The 20,840-nt window shown below is 70.2% G+C and carries 20 protein-coding genes; 13 read left to right on the forward strand and 7 right to left on the reverse strand.

Annotated elements, in window-relative coordinates; all coding sequences use genetic code 11:
• The first annotated feature begins 29 nt into the window (after nucleotides 1–29).
• Nucleotides 30–1,172 carry an epoxide hydrolase family protein gene (locus ACTWPP_RS08790; protein WP_443103628.1) on the forward strand — a complete coding sequence of 381 codons (1,143 nt, stop codon included), beginning with the start codon at nucleotides 30–32 and terminating at the stop codon, nucleotides 1,170–1,172.
• Nucleotides 1,173–1,394: 222 nt separating this feature from the next.
• Here the strand turns inward: ACTWPP_RS08790 and dxs are convergent, their stop codons facing one another.
• A complete protein-coding gene (gene dxs / locus ACTWPP_RS08795) occupies nucleotides 1,395–3,332 on the reverse strand; it encodes a 1-deoxy-D-xylulose-5-phosphate synthase (protein WP_443103630.1) in 1,938 nt (645 codons plus the stop codon).
• A gap of 170 nt (nucleotides 3,333–3,502) precedes the next feature.
• Here dxs and idi point away from each other — a divergent pair, with 170 nt between their 5' ends.
• The 6 genes from idi (at nucleotide 3,503) to ACTWPP_RS08825 (ending at nucleotide 8,716) form a co-directional block, all read left to right on the forward strand.
• Nucleotides 3,503–4,084: an isopentenyl-diphosphate Delta-isomerase gene (gene idi / locus ACTWPP_RS08800; protein ID WP_443103631.1), complete on the forward strand. Its 582-nt coding sequence runs from the start codon at nucleotides 3,503–3,505 to the stop codon at nucleotides 4,082–4,084.
• A gap of 187 nt (nucleotides 4,085–4,271) precedes the next feature.
• A complete protein-coding gene (locus tag ACTWPP_RS08805; RefSeq protein ID WP_443103632.1) occupies nucleotides 4,272–5,579 on the forward strand; it encodes an ABC transporter substrate-binding protein in 1,308 nt (435 codons plus the stop codon).
• Nucleotides 5,576–6,469, forward strand: a complete 894-nt coding sequence (locus ACTWPP_RS08810) for a carbohydrate ABC transporter permease (protein WP_443103634.1) — start codon at nucleotides 5,576–5,578, stop codon at nucleotides 6,467–6,469. Before ACTWPP_RS08805 ends, ACTWPP_RS08810 begins: the two co-directional genes overlap by 4 nt.
• Nucleotides 6,466–7,320, forward strand: coding sequence for a carbohydrate ABC transporter permease (locus ACTWPP_RS08815; protein WP_443103636.1), 855 nt, complete (start codon nucleotides 6,466–6,468; stop codon nucleotides 7,318–7,320). Before ACTWPP_RS08810 ends, ACTWPP_RS08815 begins: the two co-directional genes overlap by 4 nt.
• Nucleotides 7,321–7,575: 255 nt before the next feature.
• The gene (locus tag ACTWPP_RS08820; protein WP_443103638.1) at nucleotides 7,576–8,013 is read left to right on the forward strand and encodes a hypothetical protein; all 438 of its coding nucleotides are present in this window, start codon (nucleotides 7,576–7,578) and stop codon (nucleotides 8,011–8,013) included.
• 91 nt (nucleotides 8,014–8,104) lie between these two features.
• The gene (locus ACTWPP_RS08825; RefSeq protein ID WP_443103639.1) at nucleotides 8,105–8,716 is read left to right on the forward strand and encodes a Uma2 family endonuclease; all 612 of its coding nucleotides are present in this window, start codon (nucleotides 8,105–8,107) and stop codon (nucleotides 8,714–8,716) included.
• Here ACTWPP_RS08825 and mug read toward each other — a convergent pair.
• The 3 genes from mug to ACTWPP_RS08840 are packed head-to-tail and all read right to left on the reverse strand — an operon-like array spanning nucleotide 8,703 to nucleotide 10,960.
• Nucleotides 8,703–9,266: a G/U mismatch-specific DNA glycosylase gene (mug, locus tag ACTWPP_RS08830; protein ID WP_443103640.1), complete on the reverse strand. Its 564-nt coding sequence runs from the start codon at nucleotides 9,264–9,266 to the stop codon at nucleotides 8,703–8,705. The genes ACTWPP_RS08825 and mug overlap by 14 nt on opposite strands.
• Nucleotides 9,266–9,985: a sulfite exporter TauE/SafE family protein gene (locus ACTWPP_RS08835; protein ID WP_443103641.1), complete on the reverse strand. Its 720-nt coding sequence runs from the start codon at nucleotides 9,983–9,985 to the stop codon at nucleotides 9,266–9,268. Before ACTWPP_RS08835 ends, mug begins: the two co-directional genes overlap by 1 nt.
• A gap of 45 nt (nucleotides 9,986–10,030) precedes the next feature.
• Entirely contained in the window at nucleotides 10,031–10,960 is a 930-nt protein-coding gene (locus ACTWPP_RS08840) for an aldo/keto reductase (protein WP_443103642.1), read from the reverse strand.
• Between the two features lie 82 nt (nucleotides 10,961–11,042).
• Here ACTWPP_RS08840 and ACTWPP_RS08845 point away from each other — a divergent pair, with 82 nt between their 5' ends.
• A complete protein-coding gene (locus ACTWPP_RS08845) occupies nucleotides 11,043–11,669 on the forward strand; it encodes a LysE family translocator (RefSeq protein WP_443103643.1) in 627 nt (208 codons plus the stop codon).
• Nucleotides 11,670–11,893: 224 nt separating this feature from the next.
• Here ACTWPP_RS08845 and ACTWPP_RS08850 read toward each other — a convergent pair whose 3' ends face one another.
• On the reverse strand, nucleotides 11,894–12,205 hold the full coding sequence (locus ACTWPP_RS08850) for a hypothetical protein (protein WP_443103645.1): 312 nt from the start codon (nucleotides 12,203–12,205) through the stop codon (nucleotides 11,894–11,896).
• Nucleotides 12,206–12,755: 550 nt separating this feature from the next.
• On the opposite strand from ACTWPP_RS08850, the gene ACTWPP_RS08855 reads away from it, so the two are divergent.
• Nucleotides 12,756–13,355, forward strand: a complete 600-nt coding sequence (locus ACTWPP_RS08855; protein WP_443103646.1) for a hypothetical protein — start codon at nucleotides 12,756–12,758, stop codon at nucleotides 13,353–13,355.
• Here the strand turns inward: ACTWPP_RS08855 and acnA are convergent.
• Nucleotides 13,301–16,066: an aconitate hydratase AcnA gene (acnA, locus tag ACTWPP_RS08860; protein WP_443103999.1), complete on the reverse strand. Its 2,766-nt coding sequence runs from the start codon at nucleotides 16,064–16,066 to the stop codon at nucleotides 13,301–13,303. The genes ACTWPP_RS08855 and acnA overlap by 55 nt on opposite strands.
• 491 nt (nucleotides 16,067–16,557) lie before the next feature.
• Between acnA and ACTWPP_RS08865 the strand changes: the two genes are divergently transcribed.
• The 3 genes from ACTWPP_RS08865 to ACTWPP_RS08875 all read left to right on the forward strand — a co-directional run bounded on the left by ACTWPP_RS08865 (nucleotide 16,558) and on the right by ACTWPP_RS08875 (nucleotide 18,752).
• Nucleotides 16,558–17,334, forward strand: a complete 777-nt coding sequence (locus tag ACTWPP_RS08865) for a lytic polysaccharide monooxygenase (RefSeq protein WP_443103647.1) — start codon at nucleotides 16,558–16,560, stop codon at nucleotides 17,332–17,334.
• Complete coding sequence (locus ACTWPP_RS08870) at nucleotides 17,331–17,936, forward strand: DUF305 domain-containing protein (RefSeq protein WP_443103649.1); 606 nt, start codon at nucleotides 17,331–17,333, stop codon at nucleotides 17,934–17,936. Before ACTWPP_RS08865 ends, ACTWPP_RS08870 begins: the two co-directional genes overlap by 4 nt.
• A gap of 138 nt (nucleotides 17,937–18,074) precedes the next feature.
• Nucleotides 18,075–18,752 carry a response regulator transcription factor gene (locus ACTWPP_RS08875; RefSeq protein WP_443103650.1) on the forward strand — a complete coding sequence of 226 codons (678 nt, stop codon included), beginning with the start codon at nucleotides 18,075–18,077 and terminating at the stop codon, nucleotides 18,750–18,752.
• Between the two features lie 8 nt (nucleotides 18,753–18,760).
• On the opposite strand, the gene ACTWPP_RS08880 is transcribed toward ACTWPP_RS08875, so the two are convergent.
• Nucleotides 18,761–19,288 carry a hypothetical protein gene (locus tag ACTWPP_RS08880; protein ID WP_443103651.1) on the reverse strand — a complete coding sequence of 176 codons (528 nt, stop codon included), beginning with the start codon at nucleotides 19,286–19,288 and terminating at the stop codon, nucleotides 18,761–18,763.
• A gap of 77 nt (nucleotides 19,289–19,365) precedes the next feature.
• On the opposite strand from ACTWPP_RS08880, the gene ACTWPP_RS08885 reads away from it, so the two are divergent.
• Entirely contained in the window at nucleotides 19,366–20,745 is a 1,380-nt protein-coding gene (locus ACTWPP_RS08885; RefSeq protein ID WP_443103652.1) for a sensor histidine kinase, read from the forward strand.
• Nucleotides 20,746–20,840 lie beyond the last annotated feature (95 nt).

Consider the following 20,840-nt stretch of genomic DNA (forward strand, 5'->3'; position numbering starts at 1 on the left):
CCGCCGCATTGCCTGGGAACGTCGGTGTCATGAACGAGAACAACGCACTCACACCGTTCCGCATCGACATCCCGCAGGCCGACATCGACGACCTGCGTAACCGGCTGGCACGCACGCGCTGGCCGATCCCCGTGCCGGGCCGGGACGATCGCACCGACTTCAGCCGCGGCATCCCGCTGGTGTACCTGAAGGAGCTCGCCGAGTATTGGCGCGACGGGTTCGACTGGCGTGCGCAGGAAGAGAAGCTCAACGAGTACGAACAGTTCACGACGGTCGTCAACGGCCAGACGTTCCACGTCGTCCACGCGCGATCGACGAACCCGGAGGCCGCCCCGCTGATCCTGAACCACGGCTGGCCGGGCTCGTTCGTCGAGTACCGGCGGCTCATCCCGCTGCTGACCGATGAGTTCCACGTGGTCATCCCGTCGCTGCCCGGCTTCGGGTTCTCCACCCCGCTGTCAGGGACCGGCTGGGAGCTGGCGCGGACGACGGAGGCCTACGCCGAGATCATGACGCGTCTCGGCTACGAGAGGTTCGCGGCCCACGGCACCGACATCGGTGCGGGCACCACCGGCCGCCTCGCGGCGCTCTACCCGGAGCGCGTCATCGGCACGCACATCGGATGCGACCCCCGGTTGCTCGGGTTGGTCGGCGACAAGTTCCCTTACCCCGACGGCTTGTCCGATGACGAGATCGCCCAGATCGAGGCAGTGCGCGCCGAGGATGCGGCCGACCGCGGCTATCTCGAGATGCAGAACCACCGTCCCGACACGATCGGCGCGGCGCTCACCGACTCGCCGGTCGGTCAGCTCGCGTGGATCGCCGAGAAGTTCAAGACCAGGACCAGCGGCGCCTACCGGACGCCGGACGAGTCGGTCGACCGCGACCAGCTCTTGACGAACATCAGCCTGTACTGGTTCACCCGCAGCGGCGCGTCGAGCGCGCAGTTCTACTACGAGGCCGAGCACTCCGGAGTCGACTTGTTCATGGCCTCCGGCGTGCCGTCCGGATGGGCCGTGTTCGACACCCACCCGCTCGTGCGCCGCGCGATGGACCCGTGGAAGGCGATCGGTCACTGGAGCGAGTTCACCGAGGGCGGTCACTTCCCCGCAATGGAGGAGACGGAGCTGCTCGCGGACGACATCCGCACCTTCTTCCGCGGTATTTCCTGACTCCGCGTCAGGGCCCGCGGGCCACGAAGACCCATTCAAGGCCCGGCCGGTCCGGCACGTCCAGGACCTCGTCGACCTCAAACCCGGCGGCGTTCAGCGACACCTCGGTCTCGTCCCGCTCGTAAACCGCAGGGTCGAGACCGAGGTCGCCACTGGCGTTCCGAACTGGATCTCAGCGCTGACCACTTCCGGAACACGCCCTAGGCGCGTCCGGGACGGGGTCTAGTCCCGGTCGGACGTCTCCCGGTCCGACGCCGCGGGCTCGTGGGCCTCCGGCGAGGTGATCCGGGCGATGTGCTCGGTGATGTCGCGGGCGAGCGCCTGCGGCGTGAGGCCGATGTCGGCGAGGATCTCACCGCGGGCGGCGTGGTCGAGGAACTCCTGCGGGATGCCGAACGTGCGGATCGGGGCGTCGACCCCGGTGTCGCGCAGGAGGCGGGCGACCGCGTCGCCGACGGCGCCTGTGCGGCCGTTGTCCTCGGCGACGGCGACGAGGGCGTGGTCGCGGGCGAGGTCCGGCAGCGCCGGGTCGAGCGGCTTCACCCACCGCGGGTCGACGACCGTGACACCGATGCCCTGCGCGGCGACCAGCTCCGCCGCCTCGACCGCGGGCGCCGCCATCGACCCGGCGGCGACCAGCAGGACGCGGGTGCCGTTGGAGCCGTCGTGGCGGGCCAGGACGTCCATCTCCCCGGCCTTGCCGATGGCCTCGATGTCGTCGGCGGCGGGACCCTTCGGGTAGCGGATCGCGGTCGGGCCGTCCGAGACGGCCACGCACTCGCGCAGCAGCTCCCGCAGCCGGGCCCCGTCACGCGGCACGGCGACGCGCATGCCCGGAACGAGCTGCAGGATCGACATGTCCCACATGCCGTTGTGGCTGGCGCCGTCGTCGCCGGTCACCCCGGAGCGGTCCAGGGCGAACGTGACGGGCTGCCCGTGCAGCGCCACGTCCATCAGGACCTGGTCGAACGCGCGGTTCAGGAACGTCGCGTACACCGCCACGACCGGGTGCAGGCCGCCCATCGCGAGCCCGGTGGCGGACGTGACCGCGTGCTGCTCGGCTATGCCGACGTCGAAGATGCGGTCGGGGAACGCCTCGGCGAACGGCGCCAGCCCGACCGGGTAGAGCATCGCGGCGGTGATGCCGACCACGTCGCGGCGCTCACGCCCGATCGCGACCATCTCCTCGCCGAAGATCTTCGTCCAGGCGGGGCCGCCCTTCTTCCGCACGAACGCGCCGGTGGCGGGGTCGAACGCGCCGCCGCCGTGCATGCAGTCCTCGGTGTCGTTCTCCGCCGGCGCGTACCCGCGTCCCTTGGTGGTGATGCAGTGCACGATGACCGGGCGGCCGAACCCGCGGGCGCGGCGCAGCGCGCGCTCGACGGCGTCCTCGTCGTGCCCGTCGATGGGGCCGACGTACTTCATGCCGAGGTCCTCGAACATGGCCTGCGGCTGCAGGACGTCCTTGAGGCCCTTCTTGATGCCGTGCAGGGTCTCGTAGGCGACGTTCCCGACCACCGGTGCCCGCGGCACGGTCTTCTTGATGAGGTCGAGGGCGTGCTCGTAGCCCTGGGTGACGCGCAGGTCGGCGAGGTGCCTCGCGAGGCCGCCGATCGTCGGCGAGTAGGAGCGGCCGTTGTCGTTGACGACGATGATGACGGGCCGGTCGACGCCGCCCGCGATGTTGTTGAGCGCCTCCCAGCACATTCCGCCGGTCAGCGCGCCGTCGCCGACGACCGCGACCACGGCGCGGTCGGACTCGCCGCGGAGCTGGAACGCCTTGGCGAACCCGTCGGCGTACGACAGTGCGGTGGACGCGTGCGAGTTCTCGATGATGTCGTGCTCGGACTCGGCGCTGCTCGGGTAGCCGGACAGGCCGCCGCGCTTGCGCAGCAGCTCGAAGTCGTGCCGGCCGGTGAGCATCTTGTGGACGTAGGCCTGATGCCCCGTGTCGAACAGGATCTTGTCATGCGGCGAGTCGAAGACACGGTGCAGCGCGATCGTCAGCTCGACCGCGCCCAGGTTGGGTCCAAGATGCCCGCCGGTCTTGGAGACCGCCTGGACGAGGAACTCGCGGATCTCCTCCGCGAGCCGAGACAGTTGAGCGGCGTCCAGTCGTTTGAGGTCGTCGGGACCTGTGATCGACTCCAGCAGGCTCACTCGTTTCAACTCCTCCGTCGGGGATCGGGTCCCCCTGGCTCGGGCGCCGTTCCGAGTTTAATCCCGGTTCGCCCGCGACGCGCCGGAGGCCACCTGCCCGGCGGGTGTGAAACGGCTGACCCCTGGTGAAACGACTGACCATACTGATGGGGATGGGGTAGGAACAGAGCATGGGCGTCGAAGAGATTGTGCTGCTCAACGCGGAAGACGAGGCCGTCGGAACCGCACCGAAGAGCGCGAGCCACCATGAGGACACGCCGTATCACCTGGCTTTTTCATGCTATGTGGTGGATACGGAGGGTCGCGTTCTGATCACCCAGCGCGCCCTGGGCAAGCGGACGTTCCCCGGCGTCTGGACGGGGAGCTGCTGCGGCCACCCCGGCCCGGGCGAGGGGCTGCGCGACGCGGTGCTCCGGCGCCTGCGGGACGAGCTCGGCATTCCGGACGCGTCGATCACGTCCGTCCTGCCCGGGTTCCAGTACCGGGCCGTCGCCGAGGACGGGACCGTCGAGCACGAGCGCTGCCCCGTCGTGCGCGCCACCGTGCCGGCGGCCGGGACGGCCGTCCACCCGAACCCGGAGGAGGTGGAGCGGGCGGAGTGGTGGACGTGGGAGCGCTGCCTGGAGCTGGCCGGGCTGCCCGAGTCCTCACCGTGGTACCGGCTCCAGCTCGCCGAGCTCGCGCCGCTCGGCGCGCCGCTGGACTGGCCGGACGCCGGCCCGCGGGGCCTGCCGCCCGCGCTCGGCTGGTGAGCCCGCGGGCGCCCGGCGCCGTCGAGGAACCCCGCGGACGACACCCCGCGGAGAACACGGCCGGGCGAGTGATTCGCCCCGTCCTGTGACTCGCATCACCGCTTGATCACTTTTCGGTCCCCGGTGTTGACCGGTGCGCCGTTCCGAACGGACGCTTGCTTCTCCGGGGTAACCGAAGGGACGGACGATGCGAGTACGTGCTCCCAGGCGGCGCTGGACGGTGTTCGCGGCCGTGGCGATGACCGGCGCCCTTGCGATGTCGGGTTGCGGCGCCAATGAGGACGAGGGCTCGAACAACGACAAGTCCGAGGTCGAGGTCTTCTCCTGGTGGACCGGTCCAGGCGAGGCCGACGGGCTGAAGGCGATGCAGGCCGACTTCGAGAAGAAGAATCCCGGCACCAAGTTCGTGAACGCGGCCATCGCCGGCGGGTCGGGCACGCAGGCCAAGGCCGTCCTCGCGAGCCGGCTGCAGAACAACAAGCCGCCGGACTCCTTCCAGGGCCACGCGGGCGCCGAGCTGCTCGACTACATCAAGTCCGGGCAGATCGAGCCGCTGGACGACTTCTACGCGCAGAACGGCCTGAAGTCGGTCTACCCGAAGCAGCTCCTCGACCAGATCACCTACAAGGGCCACATCTACTCGGTCCCGGTGAACATCCACCGGTCGAACGTGCTCTGGTACAACCCCGGCATTCTCGATGAGGCCGGGGTCTCCGGGCCGCCCAAGTCGATCGCCGAGTTCATCACCGCGCTGAAGGCCGTCGACGACAAGACCGACAAGGTCCCGCTGTCGCTCGGCGCGCAGTGGACCGCCGACCACCTGCTGGAGAACGTCCTGCTCGGCAGCCTCGGCACCGACGCCTACAACGCGCTGTGGGAGCCGGGCGCCGACTGGGAAAGCGCGGCCGTCACCAAGGCGCTGAACGAGTTCGCCGAGATCATGAAGCACACGACGCTGGAGGCGGCGTCCACCGACTGGCAGGGCGCCGCCAAGGCCGTCGTGGACGGCAAGGCCGCGTTCAACATCATGGGCGACTGGGCGTACGGCTACTTCACCGGCGCCGCGCCCAACGGCCTCGGCAAGAAGGTCGACGTCGACTTCAAGTACGCGCCGGCCCCCGGCACCGAGGGCACCTACATGTGGCTGTCGGACAGCTTCACCCTGCCCAAGGGCGCGCCGCACCGCGGCGGGGCGATCGCGTGGCTGAAGGAGGTGTCCAGCAAGGAGGGGCAGGACCTGTTCAACCCGAAGAAGGGTTCCATCCCCGCCCGCACGGACGCCGACAAGAGCCTCTACACCGGCTACCTCCAGTACGCGTTGGAGCGGTGGACCAGCCCCGACATCAAGCTCGCGGGCTCGTTCTGGCACGGCGTCACCGCGAACAACAAGTGGCACACCGACATTGACACCGCGGTGGGCCTCTTCCTCCAGGACAAGGACGTGGCCAAACTCCAGGAGGGCCTGGTGAACGCGGCCAAGAACAGCGGACAGTGAGGCTTCGCCGTAGCCGGAGGTGGCTGCCGGGACTGCTGCTGGTCTCGCCGTCCATCGTCGCGATCGGCCTGTTCGTCTACGGGCTCATCTTCTGGAACACGCGGGTCGCGCTGAGCGGCAAGCACGACGAGATTTCGGAGTACGGGTTCGACGGGGGCAAGAACTTCGTCGACCTGTGGGATCAGCCGAGCTGGCCGGGCGCCGTGCGGAACGCGCTGGTGTTCACGGCCGTGTTCGTCGTCGGCGCCCTGCTGCTCGGCGCGTTCCTCGCGTTCCTGATGGACAAGGGCATCCGCGGCGAGTCGTCCTTCCGCATCATCTACCTGTTCCCCATGGCGGTGTCGTTCATCGCCACCGGCGTGGTGTGGCGCTGGCTGATGAACCCGGCGCCGCCGCAGCGCGCGGTCGGCCTCAACCAGCTGTTCGACAACCTCCATCTGGGGGCGCTGGCGAACAACTGGTGGCAGAACCAGGACTGGGGCATGGCGGCGATGGCCCTCCCGGCCATCTGGCAGATGTCCGGATACGTCATGGCGCTGTACCTGGCCGGGTTCCGCAGCGTCCCCGAGGACCTGCGCGAGGCGGCGCGGGTGGACGGCGCGTCCGAGTGGAAGGTGTACCGGTACGTGGTGTTCCCGCAGCTGCGCCCGGTGACGCTGTCCGCGCTGATCATCCTCGGGCACATCTCGCTCAAGGTGTTCGACCTGATCATGGCGATCGCCGGCAAGCAGATCATCACCTATGTCCCGGCCATCGCCACCTACGTCGAGATCTTCGACCGGCACGATCCCGCCAACGGCGCCACCATCGCCACGTACATGCTCGTCGCGGTGGCCGTCCTGGTCATCCCGTACCTGGTCTGGTCGGTGCGCGGGGAGCGGCAGCGATGACGGCGATCAAGGCGCCCGCGGCGCGCGGGACGTCCGGCATCGGGCAGATCGCGAAGCTGGCCGTCCTGCTGGCGTTCGTCCTGCTGTTCCTCATCCCCGTGTACGTCCTCCTCGTCACGAGCTTCAAGCCGCTGGAGGAGGCCGACCCGAGCAGCGCGTGGAGCCTGCCGAACGACTGGAGCACCTACGGCTGGAGCGCCGCCTGGAACGAACTGAAGGGCGGCCTGGCGAACAGCGTCAAGATCGCCGTCTCCGGGTCGATCATCTCGGCGGTGCTCGGCTCGCTGAACGGCTACGTCCTGTCCAAGTGGCGGTTCCCCGGCGCGGACGTCGTCTTCACGCTCTTCCTGTTCGGCATGTTCATCCCGTACCAGGCCGTGATGATCCCGCTGGCCGGGCTGCTGACGGAGATGGAGCTGTCCGGGACGATCCGGGGCCTGGTCCTCGCGCACGTCGTGTACGGCATCCCGATCTGCACGCTGATCTTCCGGAACTACTACGTGACGGTCCCGGACGAGCTGATCGAGGCGTCCCGCGTCGACGGCGCCGGGATGCTCCGCACGTACTGGTCGATCATCCTGCCCGTCTCGGGGCCGGCGTTCGCGGTGACGCTGATCTGGCAGTTCACCTCGATGTGGAACGACTTCCTGTTCGCGGTGTTCCTCGGCGCCCCCGACAGCTGGCCGGTCACGGTGATGCTGAACAACACCGCCGGCTCGGGCGCGGTCGCCGTCCAGTACAACCAGCAGATGGCGTCGGCGCTCCTGGCGTCCCTGCCGACCCTCCTCGTCTACCTCTTGCTCGGACGGTTCTTCATGCGCGGACTGATGGCGGGGGCCTTGAAGGGCTGATCCCACGAACACGTCAACCCGAACGCCTTCTCAGGCGTCACATGGATGATCGAAGGAGATCCGCATGGGAATCGAACGGCTTACCGATGGTCCCGTGACGGACAACTACCCGCTCGCCTCCCCCGTTGGCATATCCACTGGGATGCGCCTAGCCTCTCGGGCATCGTCGCTCGGCGCACCGGCGTCCCGCCGTGGCCCCGGCGATCCCGAGACGACGGAGACCGGGCGAGCACTGGAGGTGACCGCGTGCAGGCGATGAGTGTTCAGCAGCCCTGGGCGTTCGCGATAGCGCGTGGCGGCAAGACCGTCTCCAACCAGGGCCTGCCGACCGCCCACCGCGGCCCGGTGCTCATCCACGCCTCCATGCGCGTCGACCTGAAGGCGTGCGACTCCCCGCTCATCCAGGCCGCCGGCTGGGACCCGCGCGACCCCCTCGCCACCATCGGCGCCGTCATCGCCGTCGCCGACCTCGACCACGTCTGCTCCGCGACCGTCCTGCCCGTCGAGCGGGGCTCCTGCGACTGCGGCCCCTGGTCGGACCGAGGCGCCCACCACTGGCACCTCACCGGCGTACGCGCCCTCCCCCGCCCCATCGTCTCCCTCGGCCACCCGGGCCTGTGGCAACCGAAGCCCTCCCTGGTCACCGAGGTCACCACAATGTTCACGGCCGCCACTCTCAACAACGCAACCTGAGAGTAATCGATCCGCTACGTTAGTCGCCGAAGGTCGGGCGGGGTAACCTGGTCCTGCGCTGGTCAGTGACACCATGGATGGGAGCAGGACCGTGAGCGTCGCGCACGACCATGGCGGTTTTGGTCCGTACACGATGGACGATCTGCACGCCCGAGAGGACGAAGGCCGAGGGCTGGAACTCGAGGACGGGTGGCTGATCGAGTTGTCTCCAAGTGCACCCCACAACTGGATGGCCATGCAGTTGCAGGAGATTCTCAAGGCAACCGCAGCGGACGCCGGCGCCACCGTGTTCGTCGCAGGTGGTGGCGAGTGGGAGATCAGCACGCCGGCGGGAATCCGGAAACCCGATGTCTTCGTGGTACCCCGAAGTGTGGCGCGGAACTCGATCGTGGATCGCAATCCGACCGTCATCCCGGGCGGCGAACTACTAATGGTCGCTGAGGTCATCTCTCCTGGCAGCGGCAGTGAACGTGCTGATCGAGTGCGCAAGCTAAAGGAGTATGCGGCACTCGGCATTCCCCAGTACTGGCTCGCCGAATTCTCTCCCCGCCCGAAGGTTCATGTCTTCGCCCTGGACGACGAGATCGGCGGCGTCTACCGGTCCTACGCGGCGGCGATGGCGGGCGAAGTACTCAAGGTCGAGGTTCAGGCAGACGCGGCGTTCACCGTGACGCTCGACCCGGAGATGCTCACAGAGTTCTGAGTGTGTCGGCGGCTTGGCGGAGGCGGGCGAACTCGGCGGCCATCCGGTCGAGGCTCCAACTCGCGTTGAGGCCGCTCGGGTTTGGTAGGACCCACACGCGTGCCGAGCCGAACGTCTCGTCCTGGGGGCCGATCTGGGTGCGCGGACGGGCGAAGGCAGTGCGGTAAGCGGTGACCCCAGCCACGGCGAGGTAGGCGGGGCGATGCCGTTCGACGAGTACTTCGAGGCGGCGTCCGCCCTCGCGGAGTTCGGCGGCGGTCAGCTCGTCGGCGCGGGCGGTGGTGCGGCGGGCCAGGTTGGTGATGCCGAGGCCGTAGGAGGGCAGGAGGTCCTGCTCGGACGGGTCCAGAAGGCGGTCGGTGAAGCCGGAGCGGTGCAAGGCGGGCCAGAAGCGGTTGCCGGGACGCGCGAAGTGGTAGCCGGTGGCACCCGAGTAGAGGCCCGGGTTGATGCCGCTGAACAGGACGCGGAGCGTCCCGCCATCCGGGGGGAGGACGTCGGGGATGACGCGGTCGCGAGCAGCCTCCAGATCGGCCTTCGTGGGGCGCATCAGATCAGGTTACGGACGATCAGCACAGCCGCGGACGTGCCGACGACGATGAGGAGCGCCAGGCGCAGGCGTCCGGCGTCGAGGTAGCGGCGCAGCGGGCCGGCGGCGAGGAACCCGGCGAGGACGAACGGGAGGAGTTCCAGGCCCGCGATGACCTGCCGGGCGGGAAGCTGTCCCGCGATGGCGAGAATGACCAGGGACAGCAGCGCGCCGGCGACGAAGAAGACCGCCAGGGTCGCGCGGACGAGCGGGCCGCTGTCGCGTTGGTAGAGCAGCGCGATCGGCGGTCCGCCGATCCCGGACGCGGTGCCGGTGGTGCCGGAGATGAGCCCGGCGGTGACGAGTGTCCGCCGGTCGCGGGGCAGCTCACGCGACCAGGCCGTCACGGCGAGCGCGGCGAGGACGACGAAGCCGATCACGATGCTCAGCACGCGCGCCGGGGCGGCCGCCACCAGCCAGGCGCCGAGCGGCGTCCCCACGGCACGGCCGCCGAACGCCCAGCCGAGGCCCCGGAGGTCGGCGTGCGCGTGCTCCTGGGCGAGGGTCGCGAGTGGCAGGACGAGCGCGACGACGAGGATGGAGCCCGGCATCAGGGACGGGAACAGCATCGTCACGATCGGGGTCGCGACGAGCCCGACGCCGAGGCCGACGCTGCCCTGCACGATCCCGCCGGCCAGCGCGGCCAGCCCGCCGAACAGGAGGAACTCCAGAGGTGGCACGCCGCGGAGGCTATATCCCCGGCTTCCCGGTCTGCGATGCCGCCATCACGCGGACGCCTCGGTGAGGCGTTTGAGCTGGTCGTCGGTCAGGGTCGTGCGGGCGACGTCGATGAGCGGCGGGAGCTGGCCGAGCGTCCGGGCGCTGGCGATGGGCGCGGCGACGGTCGGCTGTGCGGCGAGCCAGGCCAGGGCCACGGTCGCGACGGCGGTGTCCTTCTCCTCGGCGACGATGTCGAGGGCGGCCAGGACCTTGCGTCCGCGTTCGGTGTCCAGGTGCCGCGCCGCCTTCCCGGCGCGCGCGCTCTCCACGTTGGCCCCGGGACGGTACTTGCCCGTCAGGAACCCGGACGCGAGGCCGTAGTAGGGCAGGGCGGCGAGGCCGTGCCGTTCGGCGATGTCGCGGCGCGGGCCCTCATAGGTGTCGCGGGACACCAGGTTGTAGTGCGGCTGGATGGCGACGTAGCGGGCCGTCCCCTCGCGTTCGCTGAACTCCAGGGACGCTTCGAGCCTGTCGAGTTCGATGTTGGACACCGCGATCTGCCGGACCTTGCCCGCGGCGACCAGCCCGTCCAGCGTCGTCATGATCTCTTCGACGGGGACGGACGGGTCGTCGAAGTGCGTGAAGTACAGGTCGATGCGGTCGGTGCGCAGCCGCCTGAGCGAGTCGTCCGCGGCGGCCTCGATGTTCGCCGCGGACAGGCCCTGGCGTTCGGGATGCCTGCCGACCTTGGTCGCGATGACGATGTCGTCCCGGTTGCCGCGCGCCTGCGCCCACTCGCCGATGATCGTCTCGGACTCGCCGCCCCGGCCGCCGGGCATGGACGCCATGTACGAGTCAGAGGTGTCGACGAAGTTGCCGCCCGCCGCCGCGTAGGCGTCCAGGATCTCGAACGAGGTCTCCTTGTCCGCCGTCCACCCGAAGACGTTGCCGCCCAGGCAGAGCGGGAAAACGTCCAGCTCACCGATCCTGCTCATGTCAGCCATCCCTTGATCCGATCAGACCGTCCAGCACGGCCATTCCCACCGGCCGCCGGAACACTCCTGGCACAATGTCCGCATGGTCACGGCCTGTCTCGCCTTCGCCGCAATGGCCGCACTGCTGACGATCACGCCGGGCGTGGACACCATGCTCGTCCTCCGCACCACTGTGACCGGCGGGCGGCGGACCGGCCTGCTCTCCTCGGCGGGCGTGGTCACCGGCCTGATGTGCTGGGCTATGACGAGCGCCCTCGGGCTGACCGCGCTACTGGCTGCCTCCCGGGTCGCGTTCGACGTGCTGCGCCTCGCAGGCGCCTGCTACCTGCTGTGGCTCGGCGGCCGGGCCCTGTGGAACGCCAGGCGCGGGCGGGCGACGCGTGACACCTCGGATCCCCGGGAGACGCGCACGTCCGGCCTCACCGCCTTCCGCACCGGGCTCACCACCAACCTGCTCAACCCCAAGGTCGGCGTCTTCTACATGAGCCTGCTGCCGCAGTTCCTCCCGGACGGCGCCTCGGTGTTCTGGACCAGTACGCTGTTCGCCGTCGTCCACGCCGCCGAGACCCTGCTGTGGCTCGGCCTCCTCGTCGGCGCGGCGGGTGCCGCACGCCGCACGCTCGCCCGTCCCGCCGTGAAGCGCCACATCCAGCAGATCACCGGCGTGGCGTTCATCGCCTTCGGTGTCCGCCTGGCCGCCGACCACTGACCGCGAACGCCGCCGCCTCGGCGCCGCCGGACGCTCCGCAAGAAGGGAGACGGCCCGCCGTGTGGCGTCGGGATCGGCGAGAGCGAGCATTTCGAGCAGGCCGTCGATGTCACTGGACGCGATCAGGGTGCGGCCGGCGGCCCTCCAGATCCCCGCACGATCCCGCGTGATCACCCATTCGGGGAAGCGGTGCCGGAGCAGCAGCAGCGCGACGGGCTCGTCCATCACCGCTGCGGCGGCCCGTCCAGGAGGAACCGGTCGATGACCTGCGCGGCGTGCTTGATGTCGCCTCCGCAGAAGCACAGGAACCCGCCGCGTCCGCGCGGAGCCTCGTAGAACGCCCAGCCGCCGGGCACCGCCAGCACGCACAGGGTCACGGCGACACCGGCGCCGGAGACCAGCAGCAGCGGCGTCCTCGCCGGGACCGCCTGGGGACGGTAGTTCTTCACGCACCGCCACCCGCGCCGCTCCAGCCCGGACGGACCCAAGCTGCTCCTGGGACGCGACGAGTTCGCGGCCTTGGTGGACGTCCTCAAGCACTGACACTCCCGAGACGCGAGAGTGCCCCGCCCCCTAACCGGGAGCGGGGCATTCTGCGTGACGGACCGTCCGTTCGTGGGTGGGGTTACTTGCGGATGAGGTTGCGGAGGACGTGTTCCGTGCGTCCTGCTACGCCCGTCGGCCACATGGATAAAATCGCGTTTCATGCGCCCCCCGAGGAGCTGTCGTCGGTCGATTGGTCGGCGTTGACCCATGCTTACGGCACCGCCGACGACGTCCCCGAGCTGATCCACGCGCTCTACCCGGAGGACGAGGAGCAGGTCGAGGAGGCCCTCTACGAACTGTTCGGCAACGTCCACCACCAGGGCACGGTCTACCCGGCGACGGTTGAGGCCGTTCCGTTCCTCGCCCACGCCTCGCTACACGCCGTGCTCAAACGCGATGACGTGCTGATGCTGCTCGCCGTGATCGCCGACCAGGCGGCGCCCGCGGACCCGGTGACCGAGGCCGTCCGGGCCCGGTGGGCGGGGGTCCTGGCTGGCCGAGGACGTGGCCAAGGCCTGGCGCGACCACGAAGAAGAGGTAGTGGCAGTCCTCGCCGCCGCGCTGCCGCACCAGATGGACGCCGCCGCGCTCGGGCTCCGCCTGGAATCGATCGCCCGCTGGATCAGCGGGGTGCAGGACGTGGAGGCCGGGCTGCGGGATGTGCTGCTCGGGCATGCGGCCTCGGCGGAACCCCGAGTGGCGCGGGCTGCCCAGCTCGCCCTGGCCCGGTGCGGAGACGAGCGGATCCTGGCCGGTCCGTTCGAGCCGTGTGCGCTGGCACTGGCCGTGGCCCCCGGCGACGCGCTCGCGCACGTCCGGAAGGCGCTCCCGGTCGCCGACGACCGCAGCGCGATCGCGTTGGTCTCCGCTCTGATCCCTGGACCGCCGGGCAACTGCTCCCCGAGCTCACCGATCTCCTCCGCGCCGGGCAGGCCGCCGGCTGGCCGCCGGACATCCCGCATCCGGACGAAAAGCTCCGCGCCACTGCCCTACGCCTGCTCGGTTAGGACGAGTCTCTCGCGCCAAGCCCCTGGGACGCGAACGGGCCGCCCCCGATGTGGAGACGGCCCGTTCGGTGGGTGTGGTTACTTGCGGATCAGGTTGCGGAGGACGTACTGGAGGATGCCGCCGTTGCGGTAGTAGTCCGCCTCGCCCGGGGTGTCGATGCGGACGGTGGCGGTGAACTCCTTGCCGTCGGCCTTCACCGTCACCTCTTCGGGGACGCCGCCCTGGTTCATGGCCGTGACGCCGGTGATGTCGAACGTCTCGGTGCCGGTGAGGCCGAGGGACTGCGCGGACTCGCCGTCCTTGAACTGCAGCGGCAGCACGCCGAGGCCGATGAGGTTCGAGCGGTGGATGCGCTCGTAGGACTCGGCGATGACGGCGCGGACGCCGAGGAGCGCGGTGCCCTTGGCGGCCCAGTCGCGGGACGAGCCGGAGCCGTACTCCTTGCCGGCGACGACCACGAGCGGGGTGCCCTGCGCGGCGTAGTTCTGCGCGGCGTCGTAGATGAACGACTGCGGCGAGCCGTCCCGGGTGAAGTCGCGGGTGTAGCCGCCCTCGACGTCGTCCAGGAGCTGGTTGCGGAGGCGGATGTTGGCGAACGTCCCGCGGATCATGACCTCGTGGTTGCCGCGGCGCGAGCCGTAGGAGTTGAAGTCCTTGACGGCGACGCCGTTGTCCTCGAGGTACTGCGCGGCGGGCGTGCCGACCTTGATGGCCCCGGCCGGGGAGATGTGGTCGGTGGTGACCGAGTCGCCCAGCTTCGCCAGGACGCGGGCGCCGTGGATGTCGGTGACCGGCTCCGGCTCGGCGCCCATGCCGTCGAAGTACGGGGCCTTGCGGACGTAGGTGGACGACGGGTCCCACTCGAACAGGTCGCCGGTCGGGATGTCGAGACCCGTCCAGCGCTCGTCGCCCTCGAAGACGTCGGCGTAGCTCTGGGTGAACATCTCCTGCCCGATGGACGACTCGACGATCGACGCGACCTCCTCCGGCTCGGGCCAGATGTCGCGCAGGTGGACGGGGCCGTCGGTGCCCTCGGCGATCGGGTCGTTGAGGATGTCGATGTCCATCGTCCCGGCGAGCGCGTACGCGATGACCAGCGGCGGCGACGCCAGGTAGTTCATCTTCACGTCGGGGCTGATGCGGCCCTCGAAGTTGCGGTTGCCGGACAGCACCGCGGTGACCGCCAGGTCGTTGTCGTTGACGGCCTTGGAGATCTCCGGCTGCAGCGGCCCGGTGTTGCCGATGCAGGTGGTGCAGCCGTACCCGACGAGGTTGAAGCCGATCTTGTCGAGGTACGGGGTGAGGCCGGCGCGCTCGTAGTAGTCGGTGACGACCTGAGACCCGGGCGCGAGCGAGGTCTTGACCCACGGCTTGCGGGTCAGGCCCTTCTCGACGGCGTTCCTCGCCAGCAGCGCCGCGCCGATCATCACGTACGGGTTGGACGTGTTGGTGCAGGACGTGATGGCGGCGACGGCGACGTGCCCGTGGTCGAGTTCGAAGCTCGTCCCGTCGTCCAGGGTGACCGGGACGCGCTTGTGCGGGCGGCCGGAGCCGCCGGGGTCGACGTGCCGGGGCTTGTCACCCTCGGTCTCATGGCTGATCGTCGGGCTGTCCGAGGCCGGGAAGCTCTCGCTGGACGCCTCGTCGAGCGCGCCCATGACGCTCTCGACGTAGTTCTGCACGTCCCGCCGCCAGGTCTGCTTGGCGTTCGACACGGAGATGCGGTCCTGCGGGCGCTTCGGGCCGGCCAGCGACGGGACGACCGTCGAAAGGTCCAGCTCCAGGTACTCGGAGAACTCGGGCTCCACGGACGGGTCGAGCCACATGCCCTGCGCCTTGGCGTACGCCTCGACGAGCGCGATCTGCTCCTCGTCGCGACCGGTCAGCCGCAGGTACTTCAGCGTCTCGTCGTCGATCGGGAAGATCGCGCAGGTGGAGCCGAACTCGGGGCTCATGTTGCCGATCGTGGCGCGGTTGGCCAGCGGCAGCGCGTGCACGCCCTCGCCGTAGAACTCGACGAACTTGCCGACGACGCCGTGCTCGCGGAGCATCTCGGTGATGGTCAGCACCAGGTCGGTCGCCGTCGTCCCGGCGGGCAGCCCACCGGTCAGCTTGAAGCCGACCACGCGCGGGATGAGCATCGAGATCGGCTGGCCGAGCATCGCGGCCTCGGCCTCGATGCCGCCGACGCCCCACCCGAGGACGCCGATGCCGTTCTGCATGGTCGTGTGCGAGTCGGTGCCGACGCACGTGTCGGGGTAGGCGACGCCGTTGCGGTCGAACACCACGCGCGCCAGGTGCTCGATGTTGACCTGGTGGACGATGCCGGTGCCGGGCGGGACGACCTTGAACTCGTCGAAAGCCGTCTGCCCCCAGCGCAGGAACTGGTAGCGCTCCCTGTTGCGCTCGTACTCGCGCTGCACGTTGCGCTCGAACGCCTGCGCGGTGCCGAAGTAGTCGACGATGACGGAGTGGTCGATCACCATCTCGGCCGGTGCCAGCGGGTTGATCTTGCCCGCGTCCCCGCCCAGCTCACGGACGGCCTCGCGCATCGTGGCCAGGTCGACCACGCACGGCACACCGGTGAAGTCCTGCATGATCACTCGGGCCGGGGTGAACTGGATCTCCTTGCTCGGCTCGGCCCGCGCGTCCCATCCCGCGAGCGCGCGGATGTGGTCGGCCGTGACGTTCGCGCCGTCCTCGGTGCGCAGCAGGTTCTCAAGGAGCACCTTCAGGCTGTACGGGAGACGGGCCGAGCCCTCGACGGCGTCCAGCCGATGGATGTCGTACGACTTGTCGCCTACCTGCAGCTTGTCAAGGCTGCCGAAGCTGTTCGCGACCACGGACTCCTCCTCCGTCACCACCGCGCGTCCGGTCCGGGACATGAGCGCGCGGCGCTTCGTCTTGATCTTCATTTGCCCGCCCGTGGCCGGCGTCCGGCGCGGTGAAGCGGGTGCTCGCTTACTTGATCCTGCCTTAGTCGGGCTTCTGACCGGGAATCAGGTGAGCCTAACTTCGGCCGCTTTTCTCTTGACGTCAAGCTATCTCCAATTTATCTCGACATCGAGCTACTTGCACCCCCGGACGCCGGCCCGGCCACCGCCGGAGCCGCGGTCCCGGCCGGACGCCCGCGGCGTGGCCGCCCGGCCCGCGCCTCACCCGCGTCCCGCGCCGCCGCGGCCATGGGCGGGCATGGCGGCCGCCGCGGACGTTGACGATCACTTCCCCGGTCGTTAAGGCGGCTTTAAAAGAGTTGTCGCTAACGTCCTGACGGCAATCGGGAGTCGCCGAATTTCGGTGGCGGACCAAAAAGACAATGGGAAGGAAGGCCTGTATGCGCAGGACCATCGCCTATCCACTCGCCATTCTCACGGCCGCCGGGTCGACGCTGGTCACCGCCGGTCCCGCAGCCGCGCACGGCTACATCTCATCGCCGCCGAGCCGGCAGGCATTGTGCGCCGCGGGCACCGTGCCCGACTGCGGTCCCATCCAGTTCGAACCGCAAAGCGTCGAAGGACCGAAGGGACTGCGCAACTGCCACGGGGGGCTCGGCCAATTCGCGGTACTGTCCGACGAGAGCCGTAACTGGCCGGCGAAGTCCGTCGGCGACACGGTGACCTTCAGCTGGACCCTCACCGCGCGCCACCGCACCAGCACCTGGGAGTACTTCGTCGGCGGCACCCGCGTGGCCGTCTTCGACGACGGCAACCAGATCCCGAACTCGGTCGTGACGCACCAGGTGGACCTCAGCGGCTTCCCTGGGCGGCAGACCGTCCTGGCGGTGTGGAACATCGGCGACACACCGAACGCGTTCTACAACTGCGTCGACCTGAACGTCGGCGGCGGATCCGGGACGCGGCCGCCGGCCCCGCCCTCCCCCGGCCCGACGGCGGAGCCCTCCGCCGCCCCGACGACCGCGCCCTCCACTCCCCCGACCCGGCCGGCGCCGACCGGCGCCCCCGCCGACGGTGAGGCCTGGAAGCCGGGCGTGACGTACAGCGTCGGCGACGAGGTCACCTACGACGGCGTCCGGTACCGGTGCCGCCAGGCGCACACGACGATCCGCAGCTGGGAGCCGGTGTTCACCCCGGCCCTGTGGCTCGCGCTGTGAGCCCCCGTCCCCGCCGCCGCGCCGTGCTGCCGGCGGTGCTCGTCGTGCCCCTGCTGCTGACGGCGTGCGGCGGCGGACGGGAACAGAGCGCGTCGTCCGACCCGGCGAGCGCCTCCTCGACCGCCCCGGCAGCGCACGGCTACAACGACACCGACGTGATGTTCCTGCAGATGATGATCGCGCATCACGAGCAGGGGATGGAGATGGCCCGGGTGGCCGCGGAACGCGCCCGGAGCGACAAGGTGCGCAATCTCGCCGCGGCCGTCGTGGCGACGCAGTCCGAAGAGGTCAAGACGATGGGCTCCTGGCTCCGCTCGTGGTCGAAGCCGACCACGAACGATCACCCGCCGAGCGTGCACGCCGCCCACGGCGGCATGCCGGCCACCGGCCCGAAGGAGATCAAGACCCTGAAGCGGACCAAGGGGGCCGGGTTCGAACCGGCGTTCCTCAACCTGTTCGTCGCGCATCAGCACAACGCGGTGGAGATGGCGCGGATGGAGACGAGCAAGGGCGGCAACCGCGACGCCAAGGCGTTCGCCAAGCGCGTCCAGGAGTCCCGGACCGACCAGATCCGGCAGATGCTCGGCCTGCTCAACGGCTGAGGACCGGGTGGAGTTTCCGGGCGGGATTTCCATCGCCGGGCGGAGCGCGGCCATAGCGGCCCCGGTCCGCCCGGCGAAGCGTGATCGAACATTTCGAACCGGTTTTTCGACGGGCATATAATGGTCTATTGTCCGACCGTGGCTACCGTGTTGCTGGTGGAAGACGACGACCATGTCCGGCAGGCGTTTCTCCGGGAACTGCGGGATTTGGGGCACGCGGTGCGCAGCGCCGCGCGGGCGCTGGACGCGCTGCGGGACGTGGCGGCCTACCCGCCCGACGTGGTGGTCCTTGACCTGGGGCTGCCCGATCTCGACGGCGGTGAGGCGCTGAAGATGCTGCGCGCGGTCTCGGACGTGCCGGTGATCGTGGCGACGGCACGGGACGGCGAACAGGAGATCATCCGCCTCCTGCAATCGGGCGCCGACGATTATCTGGTCAAGCCTTTTTCCGCCGCTCATCTGCACGCCCGGATCGAGGCGGTATTGCGGCGGGCCCGGACGGAGACCCGGCAGAAATCACTTGTGGTGGGAGAACTGATCGTCGATGTCGACCGGCGGCAGGCGAGAATGGGCGACACCGTCCTGCAACTGTCGCGCAAGGAATTCGACATGCTGGCGTTCCTGGCCCGCAACGCCGGACGGGTCGTGACCCGGCGGGAGCTTCTCATCGAGGTGTGGCAGCAGCCGTACGGAGACGACCAGACCATCGATGTGCACCTGTCCTGGCTGCGCCGCAAACTGGGTGACCGGTCCGCCGCGCCGCGTTATCTGCACACCGTGCGCGGCGTCGGCGTGATGCTGACGGCACCTGAGTGACCTGCGGATCAGTACTCGTAGACCTGGATGATCGGCGCATGGCCGTTCCATTTCGCGAACACCGCCGAGCCGTGGACGTCGTCGGTCAGATCGACGCGCAGCCATTTGGACTGCCGCCACACCTTGGCCCGGAAGCCGTCGTCGGGCGTGGCCGACACCAGCCGTGCCTCGTCGTCGGACAGCGCCAGCACCACGCGCCCGGACTTGACCGTGTAGGTGCGCACTCTCTCGCCCGGCGCGTGGGACGGCTTCGGGGACGCCGATCGCGCGCCGCCGGGCGCGGCGGTGGACGCGCCACCGGATCCGGGGCCGGGCGAGGACGAGGTGGGAGACGGGGAGGGTGCCGGTTCGCCGGAGGCCCCGGAGGACGGACCCGGTGCCGGCGGCCGCCCCTGCCGGACGGGCACCTGGGCGGCGAGGTCGGGGCCGGCGACCACGGTCCCGCGCACCGCGTCCCCCACCCCGGCCCAGCTGATCACCATGCCGGTGACCGTGGTGGCGACCCAGACCGCCAAGAAACCGATTCGTGCTCGCATGGACCTCATTCCCGTCATCGGAGCATATCTTTCACTCTTGAAACGACTGGTCCGCCGTCGGTGGAAAGGTGTGCCGGATGAGAACCGCACTGGCGCGTATCGCGACGGCGGTGACGGCGATGGTGGCGCTGTCGTTCGTCGTCCCGCTGGGCCTGCTGAACGGCCAGATGGCGCGGGACCGGGCGCTGACCGCGGCCGAACGGCAGGCCGCCTCGCTGGTGCCGGTGCTGACGGTCACCGGCGACCCGGCCGCGCTGGACGACGCGGTCGGCTCGGTCCCGGCCGGGACCGCGGGACGGCTGGCGCTCCACCTGCCCACGGGCGAGGTGCTCGGATCTCCCCATGCCCCGACCGCCGACCTGGACGCGGCGCGGCGGCAGGGCCGCACCTCCACCGTCGCGGCGCCGGGCGGGCGGGTGCTGCTGCGGCCGGTGCTGCTGGAGGCCGGGCAACCGGCGCTCATCGAGGTGTACGTGCCGCAGGAGGAGCTGAGCCGGGGCGTCGCCGAGTCCTGGCTGATCCTCGCCCTGGTGGCGCTCGCGCTGGTGCTGGTGTCGGTGGCGATGGCCGACCGGCTCGCCAAGCGGGTGGTGCGGGCCGCCGACCGGCTCGTGCACGCGGTGACCCACGTCGCGGCGGGGGACCTGGCGGCGCGCGTCGATCCGCAGGGGCCCGCGGAGCTGCGCGCGGCCGGCGAGGCGTTCAACCACATGGCCGACCGGCTCTCCCGGCTGCTGGCGGCCGAGCGGGAGGCCGGCGCCGACCTGTCGCACCGGCTGCGGACCCCGCTGACGGCCCTGCGGGTCGACCTCGACGGCCTGGCCGCCAACCCCGGCGATCTCAGCCGGCTGGCGCAGAGCCGGAGCGCGCTGGAACGGCTGGAGACGGCCGTCGACGACATCATCGCGGCCGCGCGGCGGCCCGCCGGGACGCCGGGCACGCCGGCCGCGCCGGTGGCGGGCTGCGACGCCGCCGAGGTGGTCCGCGGGCGGCTGCTGTTCTGGTCGGCGCTGGCCGAGGACCAGGACCGTGACTGGGACCTGGCCGGCGCCGACGGGCCGGCGCCGGTCCCGGTCGCCGAGGCCGACCTGGCCGCCGCGCTGGACGCGCTGATGGGCAACATCTTCCGGCACACCCCGCACGGCACCGCCTTCCGTCTCACCGTCCACCGCGGCCGGCACTCCACCGGCCTGCTGTTCAGCGACGCGGGTCCCGGCATCGCCGATGTCGGCGCGGCGCTGCGGCGCGGGGCCAGCGGGGCCGGGTCCACCGGGCTGGGCCTGGACATCGCCCGCCGCCTGGCCGAGTCCACCGGCGGGTCGCTGCGCGTCGGCACCTCCCCACTGGGCGGCGCCCACATCGAGCTGTGGCTGCGCACCGCCCCGAAGCCGGCCCCCCGGCGCTCCGCCCGCCGCGCCGAGCGCCGTGCCGGCCGGCAGTCACAGCGTTCCAAATGAACGACCGCGCCGGCCCGGCTCCCCGACCTCTTATTCACGTCTTAAGGAAACGCTGAAAGGCCGTTATGGGAGGCAAGCTCCGGGGTGCGGCGGAG

Origin of the sequence: Actinomadura sp. 3N407 (assembly GCF_052245875.1) — a bacterium.
In the GTDB taxonomy this organism is placed as follows: Bacteria; Actinomycetota; Actinomycetes; order Streptosporangiales; family Streptosporangiaceae; genus Spirillospora.